Source organism: Methylosoma difficile, assembly GCF_054657615.1.
Genome location: NZ_BAAHYJ010000007.1, coordinates 51,582 through 67,497, shown reverse-complemented (window position 1 = coordinate 67,497; position 15,916 = coordinate 51,582). Strand labels below are relative to the sequence as shown.

The window sequence follows — 15,916 nt, the reverse complement described above, 5'->3', positions numbered from 1 at the left end:
GTGAAAGTTCGACAATAACTACAACCCTTGGTGTTTTTATTGTTTTTTGTCAGTCGGAGAAATCGTTCTTCGTCTTTGTGTCCAACGCCTCCTGTTAGTGGAATCGACATCGACATCACAAACAGGGCAAACTTGATATAAAACCGGATAATTTCTGATGGTTAGATGGTGGCATTGGCAACGTTTGCAGTGGACGAACTTATAATTGCCGCAGGTAATTTGCAAATAGACATGCCATGCCCTCTCTATGGGGAAGAATGGATCATCAAAAATAGTTTTATAAATAGTATAGGCACTAATGAACAACATTTTTTTATCAGCCGCTTTGGGCGATCCCATTTCAATATGATGGAAGATGCTATAAAAGTACGAAGAATGCAGGCAGTTGATCGGGGTTTTGACAATCCAATTTGGATCATAGGGCAAAAGACCGCCTCTTGAAGAATGTAAGGCTATGGACTTGAACAATATCGATGCGGAACGCTTGTTCACACCGAGAAAGGACTCAATTAAGGTTGCCCGACCGCCCAGCTTCACAATCTTTTCAGCAATATGATATTGGGCTTGTCTTTCACGCAGTTTGTTGTTCTTCATTCTCAACCATTCCCATGAGTATTGTCAGTTCCCCCATACCAACAACACTATTTGTAATGTCAGGTATTTTTATACGCATTATAGTTCGCCCACATTTCGCCAACTGATTCATATAGTTAGGTGTCAACTGGGAAATATTCTCCACTTCGTCCGCTGAAAGACCCAGCACCCAAATGGCTTCCGTGGGATGAGTTTTAGCTAGCTCTTTGGCATACATCAAGTACATAAGGTTTATTGATGACAAGTCATCAATAAATGATTGTTCTTTTGGCATAATTCTCCTTTTGAATACGGTTTTTTTTTAATAGAATGTTTTTTGTTTATGGGATTTCATTAATTGTGGTTTATTTTTCATTAAAAGGATGCTAAATGAGTAAATTAATCTTATATAAGCACTCAAATATTAAATAGACTCAAATATAATACAACAAATATATATGTCAATAATTCGTAATCAAATTTGAGGCCACTTGTTCATTATGACCACATTAGGAGATAGGCTTAGATCGGAAAGAATGCGTTTTAAGTTAAATCAAACTGATTTTGCTTCAATAGGTGGTGTTGGCAAAAATATGCAATATAAGTACGAACAGAATAAAGGAGTGCCTGATGCCACGTATTTGATCAAGCTGTCAAACTTCGGAGTAAATATCAACTGGGTACTCTTAGGTAGCTTAAATCCAGAAGAGGAAAAAAATGCGCTTACACCACTAATGGCTCTAGGTATCGATAACAAAGAACTTATAGGTATACCGTTATATGTAATTAAAGAGGAAGGTAATCGCAACGAAAGACCAGAATTGGTTTATTTTCCAAGAAGTTGGTTTATTAAAAATCAACTGCCATCAATGGATGTGGTCGTCGTGGTTAACCAAGGGGATGCCATGTCGCCCCATATAAAGGACAACGATTGGGTGTTAGCGGATACCCAAAGAAAGAATGTTGGAAATGGCGGAGCAATTGTCTTTCGGCTTGGGCATTGTGTGCTGGTAAATAACTTACAGCCACAGGGTAATGTGTTACTTGTTTCTGGGTTTAATCGAATATTTCAGCCTTACACGCTCGATGTGTCCAGTACTGAAATTGATTTTGAAATTGTAGGCCGCGTTATTACTTCATTGAATAAATGGTGAGTCGGGCTTATTAGATCGTCTATGAAAGTATTTTAATCAAAATCAAACTGACAAGCGTTACCTAAATTCCTGTCGTGGCCAGTCCCAAATTGGAGCTGGGCCGCGACAGGGTATCGAAAAGGGTTGTGCCGATAAGCAAGAGTCAAGTCGCCACCTGCCATACATGCCTCCCCCTAGTTGAAATACGGGCTAGAGTGTGCAAACGCTTCCGGTCCGTATCTGTTAAGGATATCCAAGCAATCTATCGATTTTGAATTGTCCGGTATAGGGCCTTTTGGTGCGCGGATTTCAACTTGCAGACCAAGGGCCATTGCTCTGTGGGCCAATTTCGCCGCCGCTTCAGAACCGGCCTGAATGCCGGTTACAGGCGCCGGACGATCCAAATCAGCCCAAATGACCAACTTTTTGAGGTTACTGGGCAGTTCAAAGTTAGGCATCAACGACGAACTGACCAGTGGCCACGTCACCATACCGGTTGCTTGGATTACAGCTAAAGCCGATTCTATTCCTTCAGTGACCCCTAAAATAGTAGTGGGTGTTCCTAGACGTATGGCAGAGCCGGCGACTTTCTTGTCCGACGGTGCCGTCATCATTTTCTTCGGAAATTCGACATTGGCTTTAAACCCATCGTTCGTGAGATACGTTCGGTGGATTGTGACCGCCCCTTCATTATTTTCAAGCAATGCAAGCAATGCCGGAAAGTAGCCCAATAAACGGCGATTTTCATCGCGGTATTGCAATGCGGGATGGAAACGGAAATTTGGATAATCCATTGTCACATCACCCAGCCCCCTATTGCGAAAGTAAAGCCTGATAGGCTCCGCATCTGGATGCCAAAGCGGTTTAGATTCCCGCCAGGTTCTACGGAGACTAGACCTAATCCGTTCATTATCCACTGCGGTAGTTGACGGCGTTACGACTGGCTTCATAACAATAGGAGAGATTGTGTCATTACTTATTCCCAACACATCCGCAACGTATGATAAAGCATCAGGAAAGCTCCAATTACGTAACCACATCAATAATTGAAAACCATCCGTTTTAGCACCACAAGTGTTACAAATTCCCCCTCCAGAGTGATTGGCATCACGGAATAACCGGAAACCATCTTTTCCACCGTGGACCGGGCATTGTGTATGCCTACCTGGTTTTGATGCTGCAAGTTCAAGTTCAGGCGAAAGGGCATTAAAAATAAACAACCACCGCCCGGTCGCTTGACCTCTAACGATATCCGCAGATAAATTGGAAGCCTTCATTGCAAACCTCCAACCACATGGACTGTTTTAAAAAAGAAGGAGGCATTAATTGAAAACTCTGTTCCGTCATCCCACTTAATTGTTGCTTCATCAAAAGAATTTGATTTAGGCGATATTCTCTTTACACCTACAATTTTCCCCAACGTTTCATAGCTCGCATCGGAATCAAATGATTCAAAAAAAGCTTGTACGGTTTGGCCAACTTTGATTTGTGTACTGTTCATCATGGTTTTTCTCCTGGTTATAGCCCCGACCACCGGGACTTCCTTAATGCCCGTGCCAACGAGAATTGAGGAAGTCCCGGAAGGCAAGACGGAAGGTTCCGAGAGAAAACCAACATCCCATCAGGAGAAAAGTTTTCTCCCGGAAGGGTTAAAAATTAACGGCCCGATAAATGCGGGCCAATAATTAAGACATGCGTAAAAAAATGCAGCATTAGGCAAATTGACTTGTCGTCTGTACTCCAACCCAATGCAAAACCCAACATAACGGTGTTTGGCCAGCTGCGTCGCCAGGATAAATAACGGGTCATATAAATCCCCTAAACCCAAGCAAGCTGCTTGACTACGATGGGCTGATATTCCACAGATTCAATGACACGGCAATTGCCAATCAAGGCAATATAGTTGTCGCGGATGGCATCACACGTTGCATCAAATGCACACACCAAATCAACCCGCTCGCGAAGCCTGGACATAGTCCAATCTTCCGGGTCAAAGCATTCGCCCTGATCAATGCCATTGCTTCGTACCACCAAACGCTTGGGCTGTACTTGAAAATTGACGCGGGTTGTTCCACAAACTCCACAACTGGCTTGTGAAGAACAGTTGCGCAATTCAATGGACAGGCGGTTTGCCAGTGTCCATTTTTCATCGTCTGTCATCGACAATGCCTGGACTGCGGACTGTTGCAGATAGACATTCGGATGGTGGGCGTTTGGATTTTTAAGGATTTCTTGCGCAATGGTTTGCGCGTTCATGTCCGCAAAAACCGGTGGCACTTTTTTATAGTTATTTTGGCCGCACATCGGGCAATAACTGTAATGGCCAGTGACTTCAAGATGCGATTCATAAAGAACCAGATAACCTGAAGATCGGCCATTGGTGCCAATAGTATAGGAATGGCCGTGTTCACTAATGAAGGTATCAATAGGCTGGCGAATCTCATTCCAGTAGTCGGTTTCAAGCATGTCATAGGCTATGTCGGCTTGTTCAAATGACAGGCCTAAGTTATGAATCTTGATGTTTTGGGCATATGACGTCATTGCATTCCAAGAACGCATCGTGTCATAGCGGCAGTGTGATTTGAGAAAATTGGCCATAGCAGCACGGCTGCGGCGGTCAACATTCTTTTGAAAGAAAGATTTGGACATCATGTTTCTCCAGCACTAAGCAGTTATTGCGGGAAAAACATTGCGCCCGACTGGGAAAATGAATTCCCGCGTGGGTATAAAAGTTATGACAATCCTTTAGGTTTTTTAAAAACCCTTCTAATCATGCCGTTTTCAGTTGCCTTAGGCAACCATTTTTTCAAGACTGTTGACCGTCAAATTACCATCCGCATTGACATGAAGATGGAAACTATTGCCATACAATATCGGGCACAAAAGCTGCGTTGGCAACAGTTGCCGTATACCGACAAGAGGGTCGTCTGTCCTATTAGCAACACAGAATGAATGGAATTCCGCTTGGTCTGATTCATAAGCCGATTGCTGAAAATCCTCATGCTCACCACGGTAAGAAGAAGTTTGTGTCAACACGCTAGGCGTATTGTCCAAACTTGGCATTACTACCTCATCGCCATTCTCTTCACCTAAGTAAACGGCATGTCCACGAATTTCGATAGTTTCATTACCAATTGTAATTACATAAGAATCACAAAAACGGACTTGAACCCAATCCCAATCACCTTTGAATAATACTGATCGGGTTTCATTAATCAGTTCAATCGTTGGGTTTTCCAATTTCTTTACTAATGATTGTATCCAATGTCCAGGATGCAGTTCGCCATGATAAACATAATGACCCTTCTGCATAGCGAACATATGGCACAAGGCACCGTCGTTCTCAACACATTCATCAATACTGACAACACCCTGAGTATTCAGATCGTCCCATGTTGACGCCACTGTGGACGGGAACAAATAATGCCCGAATGCCGATTCGTCGCAATTGGGATAATCAACAAAAGTTTGCAAAACAAAAGCAGGGATGACAGGAACATCGTTCAACAAATGAAGCAATTTCCAATCTTTTAACATCTGGTAGCTTGCCACAAAATCTATGGGATCGGCAGTCGCTTTCAGCTTCAGGTAATAGCCCTCAATCTGTTTGGCGAGCACGTTTTTGGTGATATTGATGACATCTTCCTCATCCACCAACTTGTCACGGTCAGGAAGCCTGGCCATAAACTTGGACGGATCGAGATGGATGACATGCCTTGGAATGGCATCACCATAGGTCTTGTTAGTGCGATAAATGGGCAGACCTTGAAGGTAAACATCAATATCGACACAGCTGCGTTTGTTATCAAGTCCCATCAAAAGTACCGAACCGATTTCTGTATCGATAAATTCACTTGAAGAATCAATGGCGCAGCATCTGCTGAGAATTTGTCCATCGAAGACGATAGGAATTGGGAAGCCACGGGCCAGTTCAATCAACTTGCGTTTGATCTGGTCAAACTCCAATCCGATGTCTTGCAACGTGATAACCGTCTTTCTGTCCCAATCATCGACAGGCGCTATTGAAACAGGTTGGAAGGTGAGTATTTCATCCGTACCTGACATCAGTTTTCCGCTTTTGCTGACGACAGTGATATGTCGGCAGGAATACAAGGCAGATAAAAAACCAATACCAAAAGGATGTTCTTGGGCAATAACATCGGCATTCCATCCAGATTCTGCAACAGTCAGCAGTTTATTGATGGATTCGATGCCGCAACCATCATCAGTGACGGTGAGCGTGTTAATTTGATGGTCAAAAGTGAATTCGACCGATGTCGCTTGTGCGCGTCGGGAATTTTGCATCAGTTCGCCCAGCACAGTAGTGCTGTTAGTAAAACTGAGCCTTAATGCGTTAACCAAATTAGCTGGGTTAATTGACATTACAGTTTGTTGCATTTGTGAATCCTCGGTTAGTGCCAGGGAACACACAAATGCCCTACCGGGGAAATGGTTCCCTGGAGGGTTGGTTTTAAGTTACGGGCAAGGCCGTGTTGTTTTCAGATTGCGGCAAGCCGCGTTGTTTTCAAATCACAGTAAAAACTGCTTTGTTTCAATGTAGCAATGTTTATTCGTTATTTAAAGTGCTGAACTGGCACGTTTTTCGGGTTCCAAAGGAAGCCACAAAAATTCATCTTTCCGCAATAAACAAACTGTGCATTCTGGAAAGATGACAAGAGTATAACCAATTGTCATCAAAATATTAAGATAAAAGACACAAATGAATGTATCTTTTATCAGGTTTTTTTTAGGAAAAAGCCGTTGGACTATCCTTTTCGGACATAGGAATACCTTCGGTATGACCGTGATTGGATTGCTGTGCCATTTTAATGTCCTCAGAGATAATTTCTGTGATTGCATTCATGTTAGTTTTCCTTATATTGTGTGAAATTGATAGGGAAAACAATACCCATAGGGAGATTTGTTTCCCCCTAGAGAGTAAGTAATTGTTTAGCTATTGAGCTAATGATATATATTGTTAGGTTATGGGAGATTGATTAAAAGTGTCCAATGATTGGACACTTTTATCTTAATACGGCAGTTCCCCGTGCATCACCATATAGTCACGTTCAGCACGCCAATAGCAAGTCGGCGTTTCATAGCTTCCTGATACAGTGGTATAACCCAAATCAAGAACATCGTAGGTTTGACCCGCTTGAATGGGTGTGTTTGGGTAAGACTTTGCATATTCATCCACATCAATCTTTTCAGGCGGGTCGTCAACTGGATAAAAACACCCAACAACCATTCCAGTGATAACGTCAAACTTGAATTTTCCGAGTGTGCCGCTAACCGTTGCCAAGCACAAATTTTGATTTGTCGACATAGCGTAATTCCAGTCAATATTCAGATGGCAGCAATATTACACTGTCAGTCAAATAGAATTTCCAGACACCGGAAATTAATGTGGTGAAAGGAATCTGTTTAGTTGCCAGTTCTTTGCCGTTACCATCATCAACACAGATTTTGCATTGCTGTGATTCGGATTCGACGACAATGGACAAAAACGGCTCATTTTCCAATAAGGAAAAATATTCGAAGGCAATCAGGTCAAGCAACCAATAGCTTTCTGTTTCGGAAAAGAAAAATTGGGCACCATCGGTATAAAGAAGGTTTTTCAATACTGGATGATGGTACCAATTTTCAGTTCCTATGTATTGGGCTAGAGCTACTTGTAGCGTTTCAGTTGTGTGTGTTGTTTGCATGTGTTTCTCCGAGATATTGAACCCCACAAGAAACACAGCATCCGTCAAGGACATGTTGTTCCTTGCAGGATGGTAGAGTTGTCATTTTCAATTTGGCTGTCAGAAATTGATTGCCGTGCAGCCAGTAAACGGAAGTTTAAGGAGAGCAAATCCCTTAACTGAGTGGTAATTCGCGTGACGGACAATTATCTGAAAGGCATTCGCAAGCATCATCATAGACACGACCACAGTGTCTACACTCAAAATCGGACAATCCAGTGTTAGGTTGAACTGATGCTAATCCGGCAAAAACCTCGATAGCAAAATTCAACTCCGAATCAATGTCTTTAAGTAAGTAGTTACAAGCTTTGAAGGCGTTCTCTTTACGGCGAATATCGTTTACAGACTCATCCGATTCCGGGAAATCCGCAACAGGTTCTGCGCTGAAAGTTAAGGAATCGTCACCGATTTCAATATATTGGTCATATAACAATGGCATTTCTTGAGTGTCATCCCAAATTGAGCCATGATCAAATGCCTGTTTTGCTGAAAGTATTGCCGTATCCTTATTGGTGGCTATAACGCCTACTTGGACACGATGGACGTAATTGATCTCGTAAGTGACGATGAATTTTGATTGTTCTGACATGAGTTATTACCTCTATTCGTTTTAGGGGCAATTACACCATAAAAGGGGAGATTTGCCCCTTGTGGGTTTAATGTAGTTGGCTAAGCAGATGTGGTTTGAATTTCAGTATCACAAAATCCCTGATGACATCGTGTTCAAGCCCTGTGAATGTGCAGCAGTTGTTGAAACTGAAAGGATTTTTGTCGGATTCGTTGATAACCCAGGAATAAATTTCCTTTCTGGTATTCCACGAACTTCTGTTATCGAACAAGCTGACAAGTGAATTTTCCAACAATTTTTCATACAGACAGAGAATATCCCGCTCTGACCAAGGCGTAATGGAATCCGGCTTATCTTTACCGCATAGCCAATCGTAGTCGTTGAAAATATCCCAATTTAACTTATGTGGATTTGGTTGGCCAGACATTGGGGATGTCTTTACCATGTGTCCTCCTAAAAAAATGCCGGAACACCTTAAAGTCCTGAAAGGGCTAAAAGATGTTCCGGCGGGGAAATGGAAATAAGGATGTATAAAGACAAGTGTCAATGACACTGGACACATACGAACCCTAGTTTCATAGTGAAAAACACTTATTGACTTTGATCGTCAGAGGCATTTGAAGAATTATCGGATTTAGTTTCGATTTCTGTATAAATGTCACCGATGATTTCAGTGGTGTAGCGATCAACTTTGTCAGAATCTTGCCATTTTCGTGTACGAAGGGAGCCTTCGATAAGAATCATTGAACCTTTTTTAGGATTACGATCACGAACGGTTTCAGCCAATTTTCCGAACAAAACGACGCGATGCCATTCAGTATGGGCAGTAGATTTACCAGCAGAGTCCTTACGGTAATCAGTGGTGGCGATAGACAGGTTCGCAATAGGGGATTTGTCCTGAGTGTAACGAATTTCAGGTTCTTTACCTAAACGACCTACAAGTGTGACTTTGTTATACATATTGAAATCTCCAATAAATAAAGAAAAAGGGAGACCAATATGCTACCCAAAGGGAGCAAATGTCTCCCAAAGGATGTTTATGAGGAAAGTGATCCTCAGTAAGTGAAAGTTAAAATTGAGATAACGCTAAGTTGCCTAAAATTTAAGGGTTTGTAGTCAGTGCAGCAATTTGTGCATGACGTTGTTGATTTAATTGAACAGTTGTATCGAATGCTTGTTTACCGGCAGATAATGCTGTGCCGACAGTACCCAATATTAACGTTAAAATTAAGATGCTTCTCATGTGTGTATCCTCGGTAAAACCGGGGAAACACACAGTTCCCTAGCGAGGAAAAATGAATTTCCCCAGTAGGTGAATGATTAAATTTACGGCAGAGCCGTGTTGTTTTCAGATTGCGGCGAACCGCGTTGTTTTCAAATTACAGAAAAACTGCTTTGTTTCAATTTTACAATGTTTATTCGTCATTTAAAGTGCTGAACTGGCACTGGCTTTTGAGTCCCGTAGGGAGCTACAAAAATTCATTAAAACCGTTTTTCCGCAACACACACAATGCGTGTTGTGGAAAAACGATGGCTGTATTTTATACGAATACCGTCAAGTGGTTAAGACCAAAAGACACGATTTTGCAGTGCCTTTTGGAATATTTTTATGCTGGATTAAATTGCGTTACTTATGTAGTGTAATTCAATCGTGCGACGACGTTTTGGCGGATAAAAGGATCAAAATGTCATTACCCAATGCCGGTAATCTGACAGCCATTAAAAAATGAAAGGCAGGTATTGCCAAAAAGGAAGCTGATTTCCCTTTTGTTTGCATCAGGGCCAGGCAGTTGACCTAACCAAAGAGGGGGTATTGGGCTTTGTAACGGCCTGTATTCAGGTGGTTTTCATCGCCAGATTCATCAACGGTATGCCCGATGACCATTTCGGCATATTCGACATCCGCCCCTGAGTTCAGCATCGCATGAAAATCAAGCGCCGCTTCAGCTTTTTCAATCGCCGCCTGATGGTTTTCCGCTTCAATACCCCTGGCAGAAACCCTGACCACAACATAACAATGCACATCATGCTTTTTGATGATCCGGTAGTTATGGGTATCGGTGATTTCCCCAGGACTTAAAAATATGGCCACGCCATTTTGAAACACGACAGAAAAGCAGTTTTCCTGTTCTGGAAATATCCCGTCGACAACCCCTTCCGAGTTCAATCCGGTAAAAACATCAACGGCATCAGTTGTGTCGGATATTTCTCCTTGAAGGGAAATAATCTTGGTTCCGATGTGCGGTAAAGCCCCTAGGCACTTTTGACAGAACGAAAGTGTACCGAAGACAAATTTCACTTGTTGTTTGCATAATCTACAAGACAATGTTTTTTGATAGAGGGTATGAGTATCAAGATTAACATCCATCTGTGAATAAGACTTCCCCAAAGTATAGTCTTTGTAGCGCCATTGGTTTTGTTCAGCCAATCGCTGGGCAAATTCGCGTAAATCGTAAAGTTTATTAAGCCCTGCATCGGCAATAACTTCGCTACAACCATCTTTGTGCCGGACATAAACAGAAAAAAACTGAGGGTTTTCGTCATCAACTTGGCATTGGGTTTCATCTGATTCGATGTCACCACTGTTAATATCAACGACACCATGTATTTCAATATCGACATACTGGCTCATAGGGCAACCCAGTAATTCTGTATAGGTGTCAAATATATCTGTATAAATTTCGCTCATAATGTTCCCCAATAGCAAAGTAAAATTGGGAACACCATCGTCCCCACATGGGAAACATCAGGGTTCCCATGTGGGTTAAAGGTTTAAGTCAGGCTAAACGACTTAATCTGGTCTTTCTTCTGTAACGGGTTCTGCCACATCAGATTCATCTGCTGTGTAATGGTCATGGTAGGGCGCATATAATTCAAGTGCTTTTAAAGCGTCTTCAAAAGCCTCTTCTGGATCGCGGCCATAGCCAGACAGCGTCACAATAAAATCGTGACGGTATCTAGGTTCATCATTGGATTGGGTTTGAGTGTTATCGGTCATGGGTGTTTCCTTAGTAGTAGTTATTTGGTGAACCCATGACGCATCCCTATTGAGGAACGGTTGAGTTCACCAATAGGGTGTTTGAAAAATGTTCTGGCGAATTTATTAGGCCAATATTTTTGGATAAAAAATTAATGCCAATCTGGCACCGGAATATCTCGTTCTATAAGCATTTCTTCAATGACTTCAACGAGAGACCGGTTGTTGATTTGGTAAAGGTCGTGCAGCATCAAGCTAATTTCATGTCCGCTGAATTTCTCCGGGATAACCGTTTCTGCTTGCAATTCCGTATTTCGGGACAAGCCTTCAATACATCCATTCTCATTGCCGTCTTCGTAAGCAAGGGCATAGGCATCCGAATAGTCAACACCCAGTTTCCCGCATATCACCGAAGCTATAAGATGGATATTGCAGTCGGTGGTGCCATCACAACCATAACCTTGCTGGTATGGCCTGACACTATATTGGATAACACCATAGGCATGTGCTGGATACCCACCTTCTTCGTCCCAAACGATTTTTTTGATATAACCATTTGGGATTACCGATGCCTTATCGCCGTAATCTTTAAAGAGTTGAATAAGGTCGGTGTTATCAGAATGGAATTCCTGTAGAAATGCCAGTTCCTGCTGATATTCTTTGGAACTGACATTTGGATTTATCTTAAAAACAGGCATACATTTTCCTCGTGAAAAACCGGGAAAATGCCCGTCATCGGGGAATTTCCCCGATTGGGTTAAAAAGAAAGCCTATCAAATGAAAGGCCCATATCAATTTCGTTAAGCGGCAACCAATAAATCCCGGCTGATACTAAACAGTTGGACAGCCAATTCAGACAGATCATGAATAACAATTGACCGACTGAATAAATGGCTGGTGTCATAACCGATACCGACTCCGATTAGCTCTATTCCAGAAGCTTCGCAGCGTCTAATGACAGACTTTGTGGCATCCAAATCATCAGGTTGCCCATCATTGAGTACCATAATGATTTTGCGATGTTCACGGGCCGACAATACGGAAGAAGCTACATACCACAAGGCAGAACACAGTGGTGTATATCCACTGGTGGTGGGTAGAAAAGCCGCCACATTTGCCCTGACTTTTTGTCCACGCCGTAATAAAGGAACAACGTCGTTGGTATCTTCATACGGGAACTTGGTCACGGAGGGATTGACACCAGGAATTGCTTCCAACGCCAACGCCAGTGCTAAGGCCGCTTCTATTGCCAATTCAATCCGAGTCCGCCCTGTGTTGGCAACCTCTTCATTCATGGAGCCGGAAGCGTCAATAAGAATCTCAAACGCAGCATTTGGCGATTGCTTTGGTGCCTGATGTACGAACAACCTTGAATCGCCTAAAGCCAACCTGTGCAAACGGCTCCCGTCAATTTGGTTGCCGGAGCTTTTGTGTTCTCGGCGGTGGTTCTGGCTCCCTTGTACAAAGCTTTGCAAGGCCAATCTGAGCCGGGCAGACTGTCCAAGGACTTTGTTTAACAATTCCTGGCCAAGAATGGCATTGCGTTCGGGTTCCCTGGTTATGGGCAATTCAACATCTTCGTCATAACTGGCTTGATGCTGCCCATCCAAAATATCCCTGATGGTTTCTGCACGGTCTACGGGTAAATCGTCTTCAGACGCATTCAAAACGGAAGACAGGATGTCAGATAATAGCTCCTGATCTTGCACATCATTATCCTGGCCAGGAGGTAGTGGCGCATCTTCTGGAGGAGATTGATCCTGATGTTCATGTTGTTCCGCTTTCTCACGTTCTTCTTCAAGCATCCGTAATATGCGGTCAGCTAATCTGACACAATCACGGGTGTTTTGCAGAAAAGGCACATCGGACAACAACGCCATCAGGCGTGTGATCGCCTCTTCAGGAAAAGTCTTTTCCAAAACCGCTTCAGCTTCATTTGCCACATCATTTAGACACTTGAAGCCGAGGACATCGGCGCTCAATCTCAACAACATAAAGTCCGACAAAACGGCGGCTGGTGCCATCGGTTTGTCTGACTGGCCGTTATTACCTAAGAACAAGTGTTCATCCAATTTTTGGATGGTCTGTTTTGCACCAGGATAAAGCTTGATGATGGCGTTTTCGATACGAATGTCTTCAATGATATTGACTATCTTTTTGCGTATCGGGCTGGTGGCGGCGCGTGCGAATTCATCGAAATCACTGAAACGCACATGTGCCGCTTCGTGGGCCAAATATCCCCATGCAATGTCCTTATAATAAGGGTCATCTTGGTTATAGGCTGGAACGGTGATTGTCTTGCCGTCAGTTCGGGCAACACATCCGCCGACCCTGACTTTGACACCCAGGCTATTGCCCAATGCGGCGGCGACAATCGGAAATGCGCCGTTTAACGATCTGTTTTGTTTCATGGTTTGCTCCGGTAATGATATGAGGCAAACCATGCACCCATTGGGGCTATGGTTGCCCCAATGGGTTATAAAGTGTTTTTTCAGAAATAGGCGTCTGGAACGGTTAGTGGCATATTAGCAAAATAAAGGGAAAGCGCTTGAGTGTCAGCCAATTTTAGTGGGGCTTCCGTCGTCAAATTTGATTTAGCTTCCCTGACAGCAGACGGCATCACCGCAGCAGGATTGATATGCTGACGCACCCAAGATACAGCAGGACGCCAGTCATTCGTGTCCCCGTCGCTAGTAAGCACAAAATAAGGGATGTGTAAAAAAACAAGAACCAATGCCGCGCAGACCACAAAATCATAGGGCTGGCGGGCGGTCTTGCATGACTCACTCATTACCTTGGGAACTAGCAAGAAGGTTTCGCAAGCGGAATCCGTTGAGGTGTCACCATTGAAGGCAATCTTTCTTGAATTGCAGATAGGTTTTTTATCACCCATCGGGCCGCGCAGGATAATGCCCTTGTCGACATCAGCACCCAGGTTTATCAATTCATGATAACTGGGCAAAGTTTTAATAAGGTGTTCAACATCAAACATGAGATGCGCCCAATTTTCTTGAGTTGGTCGTCTTGTTATTTGAAATTTATGTGTATATCCCATTTGCCTTCCTTTAATGAAGGGAAAGCAAGAGAACCCTTAACGGGAAAATTGCTTTCCCGTAGGTAAAATTTTAAGTTTTGCTTATCAAACTACCAATGGATGATTTGCAAGGTAGTCATTCACTAAATTAAGTGCAGCACGTTGTCGCCTACACTCTGTTGCAATCTCATAACAAATTTCATCACCAGAATTTTCGACATCGTATTCATTGTCTAAACAATTTGATGATGCTAATTGGAAAACTAAATCGAGCGCATCAAAGAGTTCGTTGTCAATGGGACGACAAATTGGTTTGATAAAATCCCCAAAATCACGGGCAAAGCAATCAAGTGGATGTTTATGGTTTGGGTCAATTTCACCTGATAAATTTACCTTAAAGGCATTAGTTGAAATCAACTCCCGTAATGGCTCGTCTTTTTTGAGCATCAGGAAAGCATAAGGATCACTTGGATCAGCATTGTTGTTGTTTTCATAGATTCCGCTTACTTGTGGGCATATTGTTCGCATAACTATCTCCAAATAGTAGATGGCGAATACGAACGCCCTACACGGGTAGTTAGTACCCGCCAGGTAAGGTTAAATTTAAAAAGTTCTATTAGAACCACATATCGGTAGATTGAAGAGCCGCGGGAATCTGTTGATCTACGGAGCTTTCATCTTGATTTAAGACCGGTTGTTGAACAGCACCATTAAATACGATGGCGTTGGCGGCATCCAATTCGGTTAATGCAGGCACGTTGATCTGTGCTTGCAACTGAGGAGATTTGGAATCCTCATCCTTATCACAATCCTGATCTTCTTCAATATATTGCGTGACGCTGTAATCATCTAACATGAACAACGTTGATTCAGTAAACCAAGCCGCTGCTACATCATCGCTTTCTGTAATAGCATCATCAATAGTAAGTAATTGGCCGTCAATATCTTGGTCATTGCCAGGAAACGACGATTGAGACAAACCACTGCCATGCGCCTTAACTTTGTCCGGGTCGGACAATAGCAAACCCAAGGAGAACAAGGCATGATAAGCAGAGCCATTGTAAGGACCGCTTTTAGGCATTGATACCAAAATCTTATCAATTTCGTCAACTATGGCAAAACAGCGATAATCAAGAAAGCCCAAACTATTGAGTTTGTCGCGCATACGTCTGAAAGCGTTTAAAACTCGTGCTGTAACGGTATCTTTACCGACAAATGAACGGTCGATAAGCTCTTTGGCATCTTGGGCAATCTCCTTAAATAACTGATCACTCAATGAGAGTGTATGTCGATTTAGTGAATCACCAAGCTCTCCTTTTGGTTTGCTGACATGGAAAACCGTGTAATCAAAAACCAATTTTCGTTCGACACTAGCCACTGGTTCGATAGCTTTACGGATAGCATCTGCAAAATCGGGATGCTGGTTGACCCATTGTTCCGTGCTTGCAGAATATTCGTTCAAAAACCGCTCTTTTTCTTTGTTAAATAACTTAGAAAGTTCGTCGAGCTCATTGACGATACGAGGTATTTCATCACTAGGGTTTGCAAACCCGCCAATAAAACGGGTACCGGATTCAAGGCATATCCTCTCAGCTTCTTTTTTTATCCGTGTAAACTCGAGCAGTTGCTTAGGGTTAACAGTCTTTTTAGTACCTAAAGACGCTAAAGTGTCTGGAGGCAAGATAGTGCCGTCTGCAAGCTTAAGGTCTTCAGGGCGCAGCTTTTTGGAACTGGTCCAGAGCCGGATACTCAGTTTTATCACTTGAAGCTGATCGAGCATGAATTCAGCAGTGTGAGTGGATGTTGTAATAGTTGTTGTAGTCATAAGTGCTCTCCAATAGTGTAAAGAAGGGCAAATATGCCCATCAGGGCTTATTGCCCTTCTGG

At 42.9% G+C, this 15,916-nt stretch carries 20 protein-coding genes; 1 reads left to right on the top strand and 19 read right to left on the bottom strand.

Features of this window, described 5'->3' with window-relative positions; translation table 11 throughout:
- Positions 1–36: 36 nt before the first annotated feature.
- Together ACYQ1O_RS16340 and ACYQ1O_RS16335 are read right to left on the bottom strand one after the other, a co-directional pair.
- Positions 37–594: a FlhC family transcriptional regulator gene (locus ACYQ1O_RS16340; protein WP_459993281.1), complete on the bottom strand. Its 558-nt coding sequence runs from the start codon at positions 592–594 to the stop codon at positions 37–39.
- Positions 572–868: a flagellar transcriptional regulator FlhD gene (locus ACYQ1O_RS16335; protein WP_459993280.1), complete on the bottom strand. Its 297-nt coding sequence runs from the start codon at positions 866–868 to the stop codon at positions 572–574. The genes ACYQ1O_RS16340 and ACYQ1O_RS16335 overlap by 23 nt, the downstream gene beginning before the upstream one ends.
- A gap of 205 nt (positions 869–1,073) precedes the next feature.
- On the opposite strand from ACYQ1O_RS16335, the gene ACYQ1O_RS16330 reads away from it, so the two are divergent.
- Positions 1,074–1,727 carry an XRE family transcriptional regulator gene (locus tag ACYQ1O_RS16330; protein ID WP_459993279.1) on the top strand — a complete coding sequence of 218 codons (654 nt, stop codon included), beginning with the start codon at positions 1,074–1,076 and terminating at the stop codon, positions 1,725–1,727.
- 173 nt (positions 1,728–1,900) lie between these two features.
- Here the strand turns inward: ACYQ1O_RS16330 and ACYQ1O_RS16325 are convergent, their stop codons facing one another.
- The 17 genes from ACYQ1O_RS16325 to ACYQ1O_RS16245 all read right to left on the bottom strand — a co-directional run bounded on the left by ACYQ1O_RS16325 (position 1,901) and on the right by ACYQ1O_RS16245 (position 15,854).
- Positions 1,901–2,983 carry a DUF7146 domain-containing protein gene (locus ACYQ1O_RS16325; protein ID WP_459993277.1) on the bottom strand — a complete coding sequence of 361 codons (1,083 nt, stop codon included), beginning with the start codon at positions 2,981–2,983 and terminating at the stop codon, positions 1,901–1,903.
- A complete protein-coding gene (locus ACYQ1O_RS16320; protein WP_459993276.1) occupies positions 2,980–3,210 on the bottom strand; it encodes a hypothetical protein in 231 nt (76 codons plus the stop codon). Before ACYQ1O_RS16320 ends, ACYQ1O_RS16325 begins: the two co-directional genes overlap by 4 nt.
- Before the next feature lie 314 nt (positions 3,211–3,524).
- Complete coding sequence (locus ACYQ1O_RS16315) at positions 3,525–4,358, bottom strand: hypothetical protein (RefSeq protein ID WP_459993275.1); 834 nt, start codon at positions 4,356–4,358, stop codon at positions 3,525–3,527.
- Between the two features lie 138 nt (positions 4,359–4,496).
- A complete protein-coding gene (locus ACYQ1O_RS16310; RefSeq protein ID WP_459993274.1) occupies positions 4,497–6,104 on the bottom strand; it encodes an ATP-binding protein in 1,608 nt (535 codons plus the stop codon).
- A 631-nt stretch (positions 6,105–6,735) separates the two neighbouring features.
- On the bottom strand, positions 6,736–7,032 hold the full coding sequence (locus ACYQ1O_RS16305; protein ID WP_459993272.1) for a hypothetical protein: 297 nt from the start codon (positions 7,030–7,032) through the stop codon (positions 6,736–6,738).
- 13 nt (positions 7,033–7,045) lie between these two features.
- Complete coding sequence (locus ACYQ1O_RS16300; protein ID WP_459993271.1) at positions 7,046–7,411, bottom strand: DUF6876 family protein; 366 nt, start codon at positions 7,409–7,411, stop codon at positions 7,046–7,048.
- Positions 7,412–7,565: 154 nt separating this feature from the next.
- Positions 7,566–8,039 (bottom strand): hypothetical protein, encoded by a 474-nt coding sequence (locus ACYQ1O_RS16295; protein ID WP_459993269.1) that lies wholly within the window; start codon positions 8,037–8,039, stop codon positions 7,566–7,568.
- A gap of 67 nt (positions 8,040–8,106) precedes the next feature.
- Positions 8,107–8,445: a hypothetical protein gene (locus tag ACYQ1O_RS16290; protein WP_459993267.1), complete on the bottom strand. Its 339-nt coding sequence runs from the start codon at positions 8,443–8,445 to the stop codon at positions 8,107–8,109.
- Positions 8,446–8,609: 164 nt separating this feature from the next.
- Entirely contained in the window at positions 8,610–8,978 is a 369-nt protein-coding gene (locus ACYQ1O_RS16285) for a single-stranded DNA-binding protein (RefSeq protein WP_459993265.1), read from the bottom strand.
- 142 nt (positions 8,979–9,120) lie between these two features.
- Positions 9,121–9,261 (bottom strand): hypothetical protein, encoded by a 141-nt coding sequence (locus tag ACYQ1O_RS16280; protein WP_459993264.1) that lies wholly within the window; start codon positions 9,259–9,261, stop codon positions 9,121–9,123.
- A 552-nt stretch (positions 9,262–9,813) separates the two neighbouring features.
- Positions 9,814–10,707, bottom strand: a complete 894-nt coding sequence (locus tag ACYQ1O_RS16275; RefSeq protein ID WP_459993262.1) for a hypothetical protein — start codon at positions 10,705–10,707, stop codon at positions 9,814–9,816.
- Positions 10,708–10,809: 102 nt separating this feature from the next.
- Entirely contained in the window at positions 10,810–11,016 is a 207-nt protein-coding gene (locus ACYQ1O_RS16270) for a hypothetical protein (RefSeq protein ID WP_459993261.1), read from the bottom strand.
- Positions 11,017–11,147: 131 nt separating this feature from the next.
- A complete protein-coding gene (locus ACYQ1O_RS16265) occupies positions 11,148–11,693 on the bottom strand; it encodes a hypothetical protein (RefSeq protein ID WP_459993257.1) in 546 nt (181 codons plus the stop codon).
- 102 nt (positions 11,694–11,795) lie between these two features.
- A complete protein-coding gene (locus ACYQ1O_RS16260) occupies positions 11,796–13,406 on the bottom strand; it encodes a VWA domain-containing protein (protein WP_459993255.1) in 1,611 nt (536 codons plus the stop codon).
- Positions 13,407–13,486: 80 nt separating this feature from the next.
- Entirely contained in the window at positions 13,487–14,050 is a 564-nt protein-coding gene (locus ACYQ1O_RS16255; RefSeq protein ID WP_459993254.1) for a hypothetical protein, read from the bottom strand.
- 84 nt (positions 14,051–14,134) lie between these two features.
- Complete coding sequence (locus ACYQ1O_RS16250) at positions 14,135–14,557, bottom strand: hypothetical protein (RefSeq protein ID WP_459993253.1); 423 nt, start codon at positions 14,555–14,557, stop codon at positions 14,135–14,137.
- An 88-nt stretch (positions 14,558–14,645) separates the two neighbouring features.
- Positions 14,646–15,854: a DUF3150 domain-containing protein gene (locus tag ACYQ1O_RS16245; protein ID WP_459993251.1), complete on the bottom strand. Its 1,209-nt coding sequence runs from the start codon at positions 15,852–15,854 to the stop codon at positions 14,646–14,648.
- Positions 15,855–15,916: the final 62 nt, after the last annotated feature.